Annotated in this window: 10 protein-coding genes and 1 pseudogene; 3 read left to right on the forward strand and 8 right to left on the reverse strand. The window is 65.2% G+C overall.

Translation table 11 applies throughout. The features are described 5' to 3' along the window. Positions 1-120 precede the first annotated feature (120 nt). The gene (locus AB0F81_RS10185) at positions 121-2919 is read left to right on the forward strand and encodes an AAA family ATPase (RefSeq protein ID WP_360194020.1); all 2799 of its coding nucleotides are present in this window, start codon (positions 121-123) and stop codon (positions 2917-2919) included. 298 nt (positions 2920-3217) lie between these two features. Here the strand turns inward: AB0F81_RS10185 and AB0F81_RS10190 are convergent, their stop codons facing one another. The 4 genes from AB0F81_RS10190 to AB0F81_RS10205 all read right to left on the reverse strand — a co-directional run bounded on the left by AB0F81_RS10190 (position 3218) and on the right by AB0F81_RS10205 (position 5702). Further along, complete coding sequence (locus tag AB0F81_RS10190; protein WP_360194023.1) at positions 3218-3544, reverse strand: helix-turn-helix transcriptional regulator; 327 nt, start codon at positions 3542-3544, stop codon at positions 3218-3220. Between the two features lie 169 nt (positions 3545-3713). Next, a complete protein-coding gene (locus tag AB0F81_RS10195; RefSeq protein WP_360194026.1) occupies positions 3714-3983 on the reverse strand; it encodes a helix-turn-helix transcriptional regulator in 270 nt (89 codons plus the stop codon). Positions 3984-4050: 67 nt separating this feature from the next. Continuing rightward, the gene (locus tag AB0F81_RS10200) at positions 4051-4806 is read right to left on the reverse strand and encodes a carbon-nitrogen hydrolase family protein (RefSeq protein WP_360194028.1); all 756 of its coding nucleotides are present in this window, start codon (positions 4804-4806) and stop codon (positions 4051-4053) included. 74 nt (positions 4807-4880) lie between these two features. Further along, positions 4881-5702 (reverse strand): hypothetical protein, encoded by an 822-nt coding sequence (locus AB0F81_RS10205; RefSeq protein ID WP_360194031.1) that lies wholly within the window; start codon positions 5700-5702, stop codon positions 4881-4883. 421 nt (positions 5703-6123) lie between these two features. Here AB0F81_RS10205 and AB0F81_RS10210 point away from each other — a divergent pair, with 421 nt between their 5' ends. Further along, the gene (locus tag AB0F81_RS10210) at positions 6124-7080 is read left to right on the forward strand and encodes an LD-carboxypeptidase (protein WP_360194033.1); all 957 of its coding nucleotides are present in this window, start codon (positions 6124-6126) and stop codon (positions 7078-7080) included. A gap of 413 nt (positions 7081-7493) precedes the next feature. Here AB0F81_RS10210 and AB0F81_RS10215 read toward each other — a convergent pair whose 3' ends face one another. From AB0F81_RS10215 to AB0F81_RS10225, 3 genes are read right to left on the reverse strand one after another with little or no spacing between them, the layout of a single operon-like run. Further along, positions 7494-8024, reverse strand: coding sequence for a DUF6262 family protein (locus tag AB0F81_RS10215; RefSeq protein ID WP_360194036.1), 531 nt, complete (start codon positions 8022-8024; stop codon positions 7494-7496). Next, positions 8021-10513 (reverse strand): site-specific integrase, encoded by a 2493-nt coding sequence (locus AB0F81_RS10220; protein WP_360194039.1) that lies wholly within the window; start codon positions 10511-10513, stop codon positions 8021-8023. The genes AB0F81_RS10215 and AB0F81_RS10220 overlap by 4 nt, the downstream gene beginning before the upstream one ends. Beyond that, positions 10510-11640 carry a tyrosine-type recombinase/integrase gene (locus AB0F81_RS10225; RefSeq protein WP_360194137.1) on the reverse strand — a complete coding sequence of 377 codons (1131 nt, stop codon included), beginning with the start codon at positions 11638-11640 and terminating at the stop codon, positions 10510-10512. The genes AB0F81_RS10220 and AB0F81_RS10225 overlap by 4 nt, the downstream gene beginning before the upstream one ends. 143 nt (positions 11641-11783) lie before the next feature. Here AB0F81_RS10225 and AB0F81_RS10230 point away from each other — a divergent pair. Next, positions 11784-12245 (forward strand): annotated as a pseudogene (locus AB0F81_RS10230) (DNA-processing protein DprA); the annotation flags it as partial. Positions 12246-12887: 642 nt separating this feature from the next. Here AB0F81_RS10230 and AB0F81_RS10235 read toward each other — a convergent pair. Continuing rightward, complete coding sequence (locus tag AB0F81_RS10235) at positions 12888-13073, reverse strand: AlpA family phage regulatory protein (RefSeq protein WP_052164533.1); 186 nt, start codon at positions 13071-13073, stop codon at positions 12888-12890. Between the last annotated feature and the right edge of the window lie 1509 nt (positions 13074-14582).

Here is a 14582-nt window from a genome sequence, read left to right on the forward strand (position 1 = left end):
GTCTTCCTCGACCCGTAGACGTTCCATGATCGGGGAGGGACCTTGCTTGCGCGACGGCATGCCACCGAAGCGGCGCCTATGGAGGTAGATGTCAGGCTGTAGCGCGTCGAGGAGTAAATCGTGGCGGAAGAACAGTGCACGCTCGTAGGCTCAAGCGCCTGCCTTCGGCGGAACTTTAACGTCACTCGAGCGATGGAGACGGACAGCCTCATGACCACGGTCGGCGAACAGATCCAGCGTGTGGATGAGGCGATCTGCCAGAACATCGCCTCGCTCACGGATCAACGTGCGCTGCTCTCGCAGAACCTCCTCGCCCAGCTGCGCAACCTGGTCGAAGGTGTCGCCGTGCGTCTGCATACCGGTAGGGCCGACGCCGAGTTCAACTACGCGGCTGTCGATCCCGGGCTTACCTTCGTCAAGTCCAGGGCCCGGCTGAACTTCCTCGGTAAGTTCCACAAGCTCATCCAGATCAGCGCCTCCCACTACACCCTGGACGGCGACTCGTCAGAGCGGCTGATGCTCAAGTACTACGAGTACCTCCTGCGCATCCGCGCCCTGCTGAAGGACAGCTGCGGGATCTCGGTGCTGGCGAACCTAGAGTCGTTCCCGGTCGATCTCGATCCCTCGCTGCGGGAGTACCACGAGAAGATCGCCGCCAGGATCGACGCACTTCGGCCGACGCCGGTGACCGGCGACACGCGGGCCCGGTACTACATCCACAAGACTCGCCCGTTCTTCGTCGACGGGCGCATCTACTACGAGGTGACTTTCTACCGGGCCGTCAACAGGGTCGCCAAGACGGATCGCATCATCGCCTTCACCGACATCGACATGACCGACAAGTACGCGGCGATGCTGACGCTCCAGCAAGATGCGATCGACGTACTCGATCAGACGATGCCAATCACCGTGATCCGCGAGTGGGAGGTCTCGATCCGCCCGTGCGAGTTCGACAACTTCGCCCGCCTGTTCGACGTTCCCAGCCAGATCCGGATCAGCTCCCCGGAGTACGTCTACCTGATGCGAGGGCTGACGGCCGGCGGCGGCAGCCTGCTCGACCTGCTTGACATGCCTGACGACAAGTACCAGGCGACGCGTGCCGAGGGCACGGTGCTCGTCAAGTCGCCGCAGATCTTCGCCGCACTGGACGAGGCGCGTCGTATCGTGCGCGCGGGCCTGCCCGGCCACAACGTCATCCGCTACCTCATGCTCCAGATGAACAATCTCGTGCTGAGGCGTCAGTACAGCCGGGACGGTTGCGCCCGGCTGTCTGGGCTGAATCTGCAGTACGGCTGCATCCCGTTCGACGAGATGCCCCTGTGCACCTCGCTGCCCGGACACAACCCGCGGTTCTGGGACTTGGCCGAGAGCCTCGACACCACCACACGCCAGCACGAGCTGCTCGCCCGGCGGGTCAAGAACAACGTCGAACACCGCGGGATTCTCTACACGCCGGCGGCAGATCTTGAGGAGTTCGGGGACGTCAGCGCGCTGGTCGGTGCTTACAACAGCAAGATCTATTTCAGGCACACGCAGCGGCAGCTTGTCCTGGACAAGGGGCACGTCTTCATCCGGGGCTACGAGGACGACACCTTCGCCATCGTCGAACAACTGCAGAAGCTCGCGTCTGCCGGGATCGAGGGCTACACCGCGGCCGTGGAACGCTGGCTCGTCGAGACACCGCGTGGCATCGACGACGAGTTCAAGAAGGACGCGCTGAAGCAGCTGTTCAGCCGGTCGAAGGTGGCGCTGATCTACGGTGCGGCTGGCACCGGCAAGTCGACGATGGTCGACCACATCGCGAGCTACTTCAACGACAAGTCGAAGTTGTTCCTCGCCCACACCAATCCGGCGATGAATAACCTCAAGCGCAAGGTCACCGCGCAGGACTCGACCTTCAGGACGATCAGCAGCCACATCCACCGCTCCACCACCGACCCGGAGTACGACGTGCTGGTCATCGATGAGTGCAGCACCGTCAGCAACGCTGACCTGCTCAAGGTGCTGGAGCAGACGTCGTTCAAGCTGCTCGTGCTAGTCGGCGACGTCTACCAGATCGAGTCGATCCAGTTCGGTAACTGGTTCAGCATCATCCGCTCGTTCATCCCTGGCTCCTCGATGTTCGAGCTGACCACCCCGTTCCGGACGACGAACACATCGCTGCTCGACTTCTGGGGCAAGGTCCGCAACCTCGGCGACGACATCGCCGAGACCATCGCCCGGAACGGCTACTCCACCGTGCTCGACACGTCACTGTTCAAGGCCCAGCGCAACGACGAGATCATCCTCTGCCTGAACTACGACGGCCTGTACGGCATCAACAACATCAACCGCTTCCTGCAGAGCAGCAACCCGAACCCGGCGATCACCTGGCGCGACTCCACCTACAAGGTCGGCGACTCGGTCCTGTTCAACGATGCCGAGCGGTTCCGGCCGGTCATCTACAACAACCTGAAGGGGCAGATCGTCGACATCGCGTTGGCGCCCGGGCAGATCCAGTTCGACGTCGAGCTCGACCGTCCGCTCAGCGAGTTCGACGTCGTCGGTGAGCTGGAATGGGTAGAAGGGTCGACCGTGCGTTTTTGCGTCTACGACCACGACACCAGCGACGCGGACGACGACTCGCTCAACACTGCCGTCCCGTTCCAGGTCGCCTACGCCGTCTCGATCCACAAGGCGCAAGGCCTCGAGTACGACTCTGTCAAGATCGTCGTCACGGATGCCAACGAGGACGACATTACGCACAACATCCTCTACACGGCGGTCACCCGTGCGCGCGAGGACCTGCGAATCTTCTGGACGCCGGAGACCCAGCACGCCGTCCTGCGCAGCCTCCAACGCATCGAGAACCCGAAGGACGTCGCCCTGCTGTCGAGCCGTCGCGGGCTCACACCGCTGACCCGATCACGGCGTTCTTAGACGGAGCGAGTGGCGTCACCTGGCGTAGCCATTGCGCGGCAGTCCTGTGCCGACCACAGTGAGCACCCCGGGTGTCCGCCCTGATCTGCCAGCGATGCCCGGCCTCGTTGACGCTCACGCATTTCCCCTGGCCTGGGCTCATGGAATGAGACTGGCCGTGGGCTTGGGGACGAGCGAGCCCGCTGAGCCACCGGCGCGTTTCGGCCCAATTGGCTTTCGTGCTGGATCACTGGCCTACTCGATGGGTCACGTGAGCGCGCCAGTCGGAGGTCTGCGCCGGCCGAGGGCACGACCGTCATCACTCGGGATCGTGGCCGCAGCCAGCATCAGCGAGCACACTGAGCGGCACGCCGACGGCATGCGCGAGCGCATGCAGGGTCCGCAGCGTGCAGCCTTTATGGCCGCGCTCGATGTCCACGATCATTCGACGTGAGACTCCCGACTTGAGCGCCAATTGGTCGAGCGTCATCTTGGCCCGCAGGCGCGCCCCGGCGAGAGCGGCACCCAGTTTGCCTGCGTCGTACGGTGGTATCTCAGCACTGGCGTCCGCATCGCCGGAGGACGAAACGGGCCGAGCGTCAGGCGTCGAATCCGCCGTAAGTGGTGAAGAATCCGGCTGTGACAAGTCGACGTCCTAGGGGCCGAGGGCGCGTTGGAGTCACCAGCCTAACCATGGGGAATCGGCTCGTACGGTTGGCTGCGCCTGATTCGTGTCGGCCGCCGGGAAGAGGTGTCGCCTGCGTTCTCGCGCGGGCGTTGTCCGGCCTTGGAAGCGCCGTTCTGCATGGCCGGCGTCATTGATCCACGCAGCAGGACTTGATCAGGTTCTTGAAGGGCACAGCGAGGGCGTGGGCGACTGCGTGTACGTCCCTAACCGCGCAGTCCTGCGTGGCGTTCTCCATGCCGATGAGATCTTCCAGGGGCACACCACTGCGCGCCGCAAGCACCTCGGGCGAGAGACCGGCGGCCAGCCGGGCGCCGCGTACTGCCCGGCCAAGGGCCACACGATCGAATGGCGAATCCGGTTCGGATCCTTCGCGGCTCGATCCGTCACGCTCTAGCATCACAGGGCACTATAGTGCCCTATCCCACGCGTGTGCGCACCCACAGGTGCCTGCGCTGTGACAACGCCTAGATGTGGCGACTTGTCGGTACAACAATCTCGGCAACTGCCATGCCGGTTTCACCGACTGGAACCTCAGCCACGATCCGCCCGGTCGGATCCATGACGCAGGTGGGGCCCAACCCGAGATGGGTACCGTCGCGTTCACCGGTGACGTCGGACGAGACTAGCCACATGCCGGTCTCGCGAACGCGTTGCCGGCGAATCTCGTTATGCCGGTGCTGCCACTGCACAGCCTTGTCCCGCGACATCATGTTTTGTGCAGGCACCAGCAACACCTGCGCTCCGCGATCGGCGGCCTCCGCGGCCGCCTGCGGATACCGGGTGTCGGAGCAGATGTTGATACCGAATCGCACACCCGCGCAGTCGAAGACCAGTGCGGCGTCGCCCGGAGTGAACATCGTCTCTCCACTGATCAGAAACCTCTTCCGGTATGTGCCCAGCACACGGCCGGCCAGGATGATCAGAGCCGTGTTGTAGTACCGGCCGCCGGCCAGCTCTATCGCCCCGAGCACCAGCGTCTGCCGTACCCCAGCGAGCTGTTCCAGTACCGCGTTGAGTTCCGGAGAGTCGATCGCGAGCGCCTGACGTCGCACGTGCTCTTCGGTGAGCGAATAGCCCTGCAGGAAGCACTCCGGCAGCACCATAAGGTTGACGCCCGCCGCGTCCGCGTCCGCGGCGTAGTCGCAGACGCGTTGCACAACACCACCAAAATCACCGAAGATTTCCATCGTCTGACACGCTCCCACTCGCAACGCGGCCACTCTTCCTGTTGAGAACCAGCAATCTGGGGTCCATCTCAGCCGCCCACGCTCAGCCGTCCGGGCACCGCCGACGGTCAGGATGCTGCCGCGGGGAAAGCGGCGCCACAGCGCTGCGCTGGAGCGGCGCCAGTGAGCCCCGTGCCTACCTGGCTGCGTTCCCTGCGGCTTAACAGCAGACATCCGGCGTGGTACCAACGGCGGTGGCCGATGGCGCGCCCTGCGGCGACGAGGTCGCCCACGTTTACCGCCCCCGTGCAGCGGGCGCAGGTGCCACCTATCCGAGCCGCTCTCGACTGGCGCGCCAGACGATACGCAGCCAGAATCCTCGGATCATTGGCGCGGCAGTCCGCATCGCGCCCGGCGTCGCCGTGTCCGCACGCCAGCCGGTCCGCACGGCCGTCGAGTTCCGCCCCGACGTAGCCGCACGTCCTGCAGCTCGTCCATTGGTAACAGCGGTCCGTGGCGGTGTACATCGAATGGTGCTGTCCGCCTGCGTGGCCACGCTCGATCATCTGCTCAGGTGCGGGTATACCTCCAACGGCGTAGAGCAGGTCCCTAGCGAGCCACTGCGGCGGCAGCGCCGCAACGGCGGGCCGGGCTGTCGGACACCAGGTGCGGTCCAGCATTTCCTCTCGGGCCTCGCACAGCTCCGCGTCCGCGGCGGCCGCGAAGCTTCTCCATCGCCGGATGTCCGCGGCGTTCAGGGATTCACCGCCGAGCTGGAACCAGAGCCGATGCCGAGGCAGCCAGAAGTCTGGCTCGTACCGCTGTTGCCCGGCGAGGGCGAAGGTCTCCGGCCGGAAGCGCCACGGGATAAGGAGGTCGTCGAAGACGAGGGCCCATTGGGCGTGGGCGATCGTGGGGAAATCAGTATCGTGGAAGTGAATGGTCTTCACGTTGAGGCAGGCTTTCCGTCTCGGCGATCGGGGCTGCCATTCCCCTGGCCGGGGCGAGTGCCGGCCGTCCGGCGATCACCACTCGCAATGCCGAAAGGTCGGGTGCGGCCGTGTGACGGCTCGCAACACGCGTAGCGTATCCGTGAGACGGTGCACTTTAGTGCTCTGACACGCGGACTCGTGACGACTTTGAAGGCGGGCTCTGGATCACTTCCACTGCGCCGGTCATCCAACGTTCCGGCTGAAGGTTCGAGACGCGTGACCATCAATTAGCCGCGAGGCGCAGAAGTTCTCGCGCCGCCAGCTCATCGGCCTCGAATACGGCAGCGAACCCGAAGTGCTCCAGCTCCTGTCGCTCCGACAGGTGATGTCCTAGCGTTTGCTCCGCCGAGCCGAGGGTCAGCCGTGTTGGGATCGGCCGATGCTCGCTCCACCGATCACCACTGCCCTTCGCGGGCCCTGCCTTCGACCCGGGGACCTCGCACGAATCGTTTCGCCTTCCAGCCCGCCAGGCCGCGCCGAGGTAGCAAGAGGGGTGCAACTGCTGTCGTCGTGGGGCTTGCGTGTCGAGCTCGGTGAGCACGTCTTCGAGCAGTGGGGTTACATGGCAGGTCGCGACGAGCAGCGGGTCGCTGATCTCAACGCAGCACTGCGGGATCCCGAGGTACGTGCAGTCATCACCACACGGGGCGGCAAGGGCGCGTACCGAATCGTCGATGAGGTGGACGTCGAAGCCGCCCGCCGAGACCCGAAACCGCTTGTCGGGTTCAGTGACGTTACGCATCTACATGTCGCATTATGGGCCCGAGGCGGGCTCGCGAGCCTTCACGGGCCGTTCGCGAACTGGTTCGACCCCGCGATGGGCCCAGCGACGGAGGAGTCGCTGCGACGGGCGTTGATGACCACCGAACCCGTGGTGCTGTGTCGCGATCAGAGGGAGACGACCGCGTCCGTCAACACGGAGGGGACCGCTTCCGGTCCCCTGGTTGGCGGGAACCTCGACGCACTGCGTACCGAGGCGGGTGCCGGCTTGCCGAACCTGCGCGGCACGATCTTGTTCCTGGAACACCAGCGCGGGACCGGGCTCGGAGAGGTCGACCGTGCGCTGACCCAGTTGATCCGGACGGGCACGCTCGACGGCGTGCACGGCATCGTGCTCGGGCAGTTCCTCGGGTTCGAGAAGGACCTTGACAGTCCGTCGCTGGGTGGGTGGACGATTGTCGACGTCCTACGCGACCGGCTCGCCCGGCTCGGCGTTCCCGTGCTCGGCGGCATCCCCGCTGGGCATGGATTTCATCCACCCACCATTCCGCTCGGGACGTCGGCGGTTATCGACACCGCAGCGGGGACCCTCACGGTCGACGCAGCGGTGAGGTAGACATTTCACCACGATCGGCGCGGCGTCCGCGAGAATGGGTACCACACCGCACGACGCCGAGCAGCCTGGCGTATGAGGGATCGCCGCGTTGGCCTGCAATGGAGGCGCCGAGCCGGGCTCCCGGCTAGCGGGGATTCCCGACTCCACTTCCTACCCCGATGAGGTCGGCTGACTTGAGGGTAGCGCGACCTTGCCACCTGAGCGGGCAGACGAAAGAAATACTGGTCGGGGGACACTGGGCGGGTTCAAATTCGCCGGCTCAGGTTCGCGCGGAGCCGCCGGTTGGCGGCGCGGGCGGCATCGAGCTCGTCATCGCGTTCCTCGGCCTCCACAAATCGACAACCTGCTGCTCCAGCTCAGTGATCCGAGGCTGTATTTGTGATCACGACAGTTTTCAACCCAAGGCGACACAATCAACGACGTCCAGGGCGGTTGCGATCGTGGAAGAGCTCGCGGTTGGCGTCTCTGGCGGCCTGCAACTCCTCGCCGCGCTCCTCTAACTGCCCTTCAAGGTCCACGACGTGTTGTTCGAGTTCGGTGATGCGCCGCTGCAATTGGTCGACGTCTGAAGGAGCCCCCAGCCCGGACTCGTGCCATGCCTGTTCACCAAGCAACTCGGATAGTCGCTTCTCCAGTTGCCTGATGTGAGCTGCCTGCCGGCTGACCTGGCCAAGCGCGTTGGACAGGTCAGCTTTTAGCGAGGCTACGGTCACTGACGCCCCGGTGGTGTCGCCAGCCACCGATCGTGTTTGAGCTGCATGGATTTGGTCCAGCAGATCGGGATGTCGGTAGAGGAATGTGCGGTCGACACCTGCAGCTCGAGCGATAGCAGAGACGCTGTGGTCCTGACCTTCCTTGAGTGCGGTGGTGATCGCCTTGATGACCCGTTGCCGCCGGCGGGCCGAGTCCGCCCGCCTGCCCTCGACCATGGGGTTCGACGTCACGCGGCACGCTCCGGTCGAACATCGGGCAACGGTTGGCGAACGCGAGGCAGTCCGAGGCCTATGACGCCGCGGCGGGCCCGTCGGACGAGGGTGACAGCGTCGTTAATCTGCGCTTTCTCGTCCGACGTCAAGTCGGCGAAATCCGCCTTCATGCGATCGATGAGCCGACGGATCCGAGTTATCTCGTCGTCCGATGGTATGGCTTCGTTCCGCGCCCACTCGTCGGCGTTGATCGTGGCGGTGAGGCGCTCACGGTGCCGGAGAAGATCAGCGAGGTAGCGCTCGAGGTCCGGTAAGTACGAGATGTCCGTGCTGAAGTGACCGCATCCGATGCATCGGAACCTAATTGGGCAGTCCTGACCGCTGGCTGCGACGTTGGAGGGCTCCGAACAACCTCCGTAGGGAACGGCCACCTCGCCGACCGCCCGACGAGCGTGCTCGTCGTCAAGTAGCGCCTGGACGTTCCGCCAGACACGGCTGCCGTGCCGGTCGAACTGCATCGTGGTGACACGATCAATCGCCTCCCGGCGGCGCGTCTCTCCGACGCGGTAGTAGCCCTGAGTAGTGCTCAGCATTTCGTGATCCATGAGCTCCTTGAGCACTGTCACGTCGACGCCAGCATCGGCGTGGCGCTGTGCGTAGGTATGCCTGTAGGCGTGGGGATGGATGCGGCCCTTTTCAAAGGGAAGCATCTTCGTCACGGCTTTGCCGTGCTCTTCGACGTGGGTCTGGACCGTGATGTCCGGCAGATGATCGATCCAGTCTCGATGCCGAGACGTCACCCATTCGGCCGTGATGGCCTTGTGCCCGTTTGGGTTCATTACAGGGCTCGGCAGCAGCTTGAGTTTCTCGGGTGGCACGTTCGGGAACCGTGCGCGCACCCTCTCCTGCTGAGCGACGATCGTAGCGGCCGTAGCGGCCGGAATCGGCAGGCGCCGTCGTTGACGGTTCCCCTTGGAGTTGTTGTAGATCAAGACGGGCTTGCCTTCCCCGTCTCGGTCCAGGCACTCCAGCTGCAGTTGGCAAACCTCGTCTGCTCTGCGACCGGTATCAATGAACAGCTCAAAGGCGACCCGGATGTCATGACCGAAGAGTTTGGTAACACCGGGAAGGTGGTCGCAGATGTGCCGCATCACCTCGGTCGGAAGGTCCTTGCCAGCCTCCGACTTCTCGGGCGCGTCCGGCATGTCGCCGGCTTGTAGATGGAAGTCGTCGGGCAGCCCTGTCAACGGTTGCCCGGACCGAGCCAGTCCCATTCCGCGCATAGCTAGGAGCAAGTTGCGCACCATGCGCAGTGTGACCAACCGCTGATTCTCGGTGATCTCCCCGCGGTTCATGAGGAACGCCATGCGGTTGCAGAACGACGTGATGTCGTCCCGCGACAGAGCTGACGGATAGTCACCGCCATCGTCCCGCTGCAGACGGAGAGATTGCGACAGACGCCCGAGCGCGTTGATACGGGTCTGCACCACGCCAGCGATACGATTGCCGCGTCGTGTCGGTAGGTCGTCCGCAGCCCACCGCTTCACCGCCTCACGAAGCCAGCGCTGACTGATGACCGCGAACTTCAGCGTTCCCGACAAACCGAAGACGTTGAGGTCCCAAACGTCCTTGCGGCGCTCGAGATCGGGGTTCGAGTGCAGGAGGGCGCTTTCCCTGCGCAGAACGGCAAACAAGCGCTGAGGCCCGGCGGGGAGGTTCCTGCTGTCGAAGTCGTCCAGGCGAGCCACTTCGGCCTCGCGGAGACGATCGCAAAGCGGCCGGAAGATCCAGTAACGCGTTTTCGCGCCCGCTTGGGTGCGCTGCTGCAGGCCGTAGAGCAACTCGGCGACGACTCGCGCTGGCAGCCCTCGCAGGCTGACTTCCTCGTTCTCGGCAATTGCGCCTTGCCGACGGCGCCACTGCTCAACGTCGAGGCCGGGATTAGCTCTCACGGCTCTGGCGAAGCGCTGGTCGTGCTGGTGACAGTAGTGCCCACGACCGTGCCGATCGCGTGTGCAAGCCGCCACCGAGCAAGGCCCGAATCCGGGAAAGGGAACAACGCCGTCCGAGGCGAGAAAGTCCCTGAGGGCCTGCCTACCGGCGCGCTGCCACTGCCAGTGGTGTGCAGTGCAGAGCTTCGCTGCTTTCGTCTTCCAGGGGCGTTCGCAGTCCGTGACCGCGCAAAGTGAGACTCCAATAGCGCGGCCGGCGGTCTTCGACAACACCCGGAACTCTTCCAGAGGCGCCTCTCCAGACCTCTTCCAGCGGTTGTGGCAAGCCTGGCAGAGACCGACGCGACTGAACCGACTGTCCTTGTGGCAGCCCACCACCAAGCACGCGTCCCACCCGAGCTGCTGATGCCCCTGTGGAAAGTAGAGGACCTGGTGGTCGTCGTTCCAGCGCATCAGCCCTAGGAAGTTCGGGTCGAGCGCCTTTCGGAGCCGTTCCTCTGCGCGTTCGTCGTCGCGGTTTTCCCTGATGGAAGGTGCAACAGCAACGAGAGTCATCCCGGCGTCACCGAGTTCAGCTCACGCGGCGAGGGCACCCGATCAACAGCCGCTCGCAACCTCGAGGCGCTGGGGTGGAAGTAAGGCTGTGCCGACGATGGGCTGGCGTGGCCCATCAACCGCTGGATCTCGTCGAGCAGGGCGCCGGAGTCGGCCAAGTTGCTGGCGAATGCGTGCCGGCACATGTGAGGCGAGATTGAGCGGTCAATACCAGCACGAGCGCAAAGGGCTTCGAACAACTCGTTGATCGCGTCCGGTTGGACTGGATGACCAAGTGGCTGACGGAAAAGATTGACCAGCAGAAAGTCACAAACCGCAGCTTCCGCCAAGCCCTGCCGCTCCAGCACATACTGGTCAATCGCCCGGACTACCAGAAAGTCGACGGGAACCGATCGGGAGTAGCGCGACTTGGCCCAAGCGCCGTTGACGTTGTCACGCCGAATTACATGCAGGTGGGCGCCCTCAACGGCGCAGCCTAAGGACCGGTTGTCAGGTAGGAGGTGCAAGTCGCTGCGCCGCAGGCCCGCCGCTTCACTTCGCCGCAGCCCTACCCGGGACAGAAGAAGCACGATGAGCCGGTCACGGGCCGACAGGCACGCCCCGAACAGAGCGACGATCTCTTCATCGCTGGCGCGATCCACGTCTGACTTCGGCTCTTGAAGATGGTGACGTGCGCGCAAACGAAAGAACGGACCATCCTCGGATTGAGCCTCACGCGGCAGGTCCCGACTGTCTCCGACCTCGTAGAGCTGTGCTAGGACATGCTGGCTAGCCTCGTGGTTGACGACAGCAAAGGTGAGGAAGGCACGTACCGCCACCAGCACGCCGTTGATCCGCCGCTCGTTCCGGACAGGCTTCGCCCCTGGACCGTGGACCACCCGGCCACCCCGCGACGGCGTGTACTTAAGCCATGTCATGAAGAGGCCCATGTCGTCCGCAGCGGTCCGCCAGTCCCGGCCCGTCCGCCGGCACCATCGCAGGTACAGGGAGATGCTTTGGGCGTACGCCTTTGTCGTCGACTCAGCCCTGTCCCGCCCGAACCGCAGTTCTCGCAGGAAACGGTCGGCCACGGGCTCGACGCCGAGGCCCTCCTCCAACACTGTCCAGTACCGGCCACCGGCCGGCATCTGCACTGGAAACGCTCGCACTCCCTGGCCCCTTCGATAAGCAACAAGGAGCCACTGAGCTACACCCCCTGAGAAGCCGCACAGGGCGGCCTCCAGGTAGGAGAACGCAACAAGACGCAACAGGTTACGGTCCCCCAGAGAGCGCCGCAGCCACCATCGGAACCGTCGTCGTCGAGGCAGCCGCCCGCAGCGGCGCCACCCAGACGATGAGCCGGGTTCTGGCGCTGGACCGGCACGCGATGGTGGTTCCCGGTCCGGTGACCTCAGCGATGTCAGTCGGCTGCCACGAGATCCTGCGCGGCAACCCGTATGCCCGGGTGGTCACGTCGGCCATGGACGTCCTGGAACAGGTAGGCCGCATCGGCGAGTACCTGGCAGATCCACCCCGCGGACTGGAACACCGCCGGGATTCCCTCGACGAGGAGTCGGCTCTGGTGCTGGAAGCCCTCCCGCCACGGGGAACAGCCACTCCCGAGGATCTGGCCGCCGCCGCCCGCCTGCCCCTGCGCACGGTGCTCCGCAGGCTCTCGCTGCTGGAGATATCCGGCCTGGTAGTGCGCCGCGAGGACGGCATCGCCCTGGTCCCAGACGAGTCGTCCGGATGACGCTCTCGGTGTGGCCCACGAAAGGAGAACACTGAAGGAGATCACGCACCGGCGCGCCTCCAGCCGGCCGCACTGGAACAGCCCGGCAACCCTGGCGTAGGTCACGTGTGTGGCGGGACGCTGGCTGCTTGCGCCCGCCGGCACGCAACTATGGCCAGGCGGGTGCTGTGGCTTGGCGCGTGACTGTGGCTTGGCGGGTGACTGTGGCTTGCGGGTGGTTGTAGCTCGGCGGGCGGCCGTGGCGTAGCGGGTGGCGGTGGCTTACGGGCGGTTGTAGCTCGGCGGGCGGCCGTGGCGTAGCGGGTGGCGGTGGCTTACGGGCGGTTGTAGCTCGGCGGCGGCCGTGGCGTAGCGGGTGGCGGTGGCTTGCGGGTGGTTGTAGCTCGGCGGGCGGCCGTGGCGTAGCGGGTGGCGGTGGCCAGCGAGTGGCCTATGGCCGGGCGGGTGGCTGTGGCCAGTGAGTGGCTGCGGCTCGGCGGGTGGCCGTGGCCCGGCAGGTGGCTATAGCCGGCGCGGGCTCCGCCTGTGCACGGCATGGCAGTGACCGGCTCGTCGGGCTTCGGCCACGGCCGCGTCGGGCGGTGGCCGGCGCCTCTGGGCCGGTCGTTGCGGCCACGCCGCCGAGGCGGCGTGGGTCGCGTGTCAGTCCTCGGACTCGTCCAGATCACGGCGGTGGACCTTCATCCACGCCTCGACGTCTTCGGTCAGCCAGACCTTGCCTTGGGCCAGGTCGGCAACCGGCTTCGGAAAATCGGCTCGACTCGTGATCTGGTAGGCCCGCTGCCGGCTGACTCCGCCCAGTCGGATGCGGATCTCGTGCGCGCCCATGAGTCGGATCGGCTTCACTCCCACATGATCGACCGTAGGCGCGGGACTATTAGTCAATTTTCAACTTGCTAGGAGACAGCTAGTCTTTAGTCAACTAGGGTGTGCGCATGCCTACTCGTCGATCGACTACCCCTTCAGTTCCGTATTCCCCGAGGCACCGCCGTGATTGGCGGACTCTGTGGCGCCGATGCATATGCGGCCTTCCGGCTCCATGCATCGACAGTCGCCTGCCGATGGCGCCGCCACCCTTTCCGCCGCCGCTCAATGGAACCCCGCGCCGGAGTTCCGCCTCTCGTCGCGGCATCTACCGGTCCAGGCATGCTCGCCTGGACGATGAATCGCGCCCAGCCAACCGCGGGAGCGTCGCCATCCCGCGATCGCCGCACCCCGACTCGAACGTCGGACGGGCCGGCCGGCTGACGCCCGCACAGCAGCATCGGGTGAACCAGGCCACCCAGTCCCGACGTCGCCGATCTCTTGGCCGCTGACGGCTCGACGTCGCACCGGCGCACTCCACACAGGACCGCCCATCGCCAGCACCGGCCCTGCGCCTCCCGCGCCGCGACGTCGAGCAGCCAGCGCCTCTCACGGCTCCGCCCCGCCCGAGCGCGACTCCACAGCAACGGGCAGCCCTGTGCCGCCAACACTCCCGCGCCACATCAACCGCGGCTTCGCAGAAGCGGACAGCCCTTCGCCACCAGCGCCGCAGCGCCACACCAGCCACGAACCCGAAGGGACAGGCAGCCGTTCGCCACCAGCGCCTCAGCACCACACCGGCCACAAGCCCGGCGAGACGGCAACCCCTCGCCACCAGCGCCTCAGCACCACACCAGCCACAAGCCCGGCGAGACGGCAACCCCTCGCCATCAACGCCTCAGCACCACACCAGCCACGAACCCGGCGAGACGGCAACCCTTCGCCATCAACGCCGTAGCACCACACCAGCCACGAACCCGGAGGGACGGCGGCCCTTCGCCGTCAGTGCTCCTGCGCCACGCGAACGCAACTTCACACAGCGACGGGGGCCTATCGCCATCGGCGAGACGCGGGCGGACGAACGTCGGCTCGACTCCGGGTCAACCGGCCGCGACTCCATTCAGGACGGCAGCCCATTTCGTCGGCCTGAGCCGCCGGCACCTGGAGCCATCCGATCGGCTCAGCGACTGAAACGGAGTGGCATCCAGATGCGACATAAGTGGCCTCCAAGCGCCATAGCTACAGAACATGCGGTAACTCGACTTTTGGATGAGCCGACGCATTTCGGCCGAGCACTCGCCCCGCAAACGGTGCATACACGGCAGCCCTTTCGGGGTGGAACTCAACGACAGCCCGCTGAGGAAGCACATGACGACAGCCGGCAATACGGAACATCTCCACGCACGCCCCCACTGGACGTGCCGCACCTGTGAGCAGCCTTGGCCGTGCGACAGCGCCAAGACGAACCTACTCACCGAATATCGAGCCTTTCCCTCCCTGCTGAAGATCTACCTCACGACCCAGATGTACGAC

It is taken from the genome of Actinoplanes sp. NPDC024001, from assembly GCF_040638955.1.
In the GTDB taxonomy this organism is placed as follows: Bacteria; Actinomycetota; Actinomycetes; order Mycobacteriales; family Micromonosporaceae; genus Actinoplanes.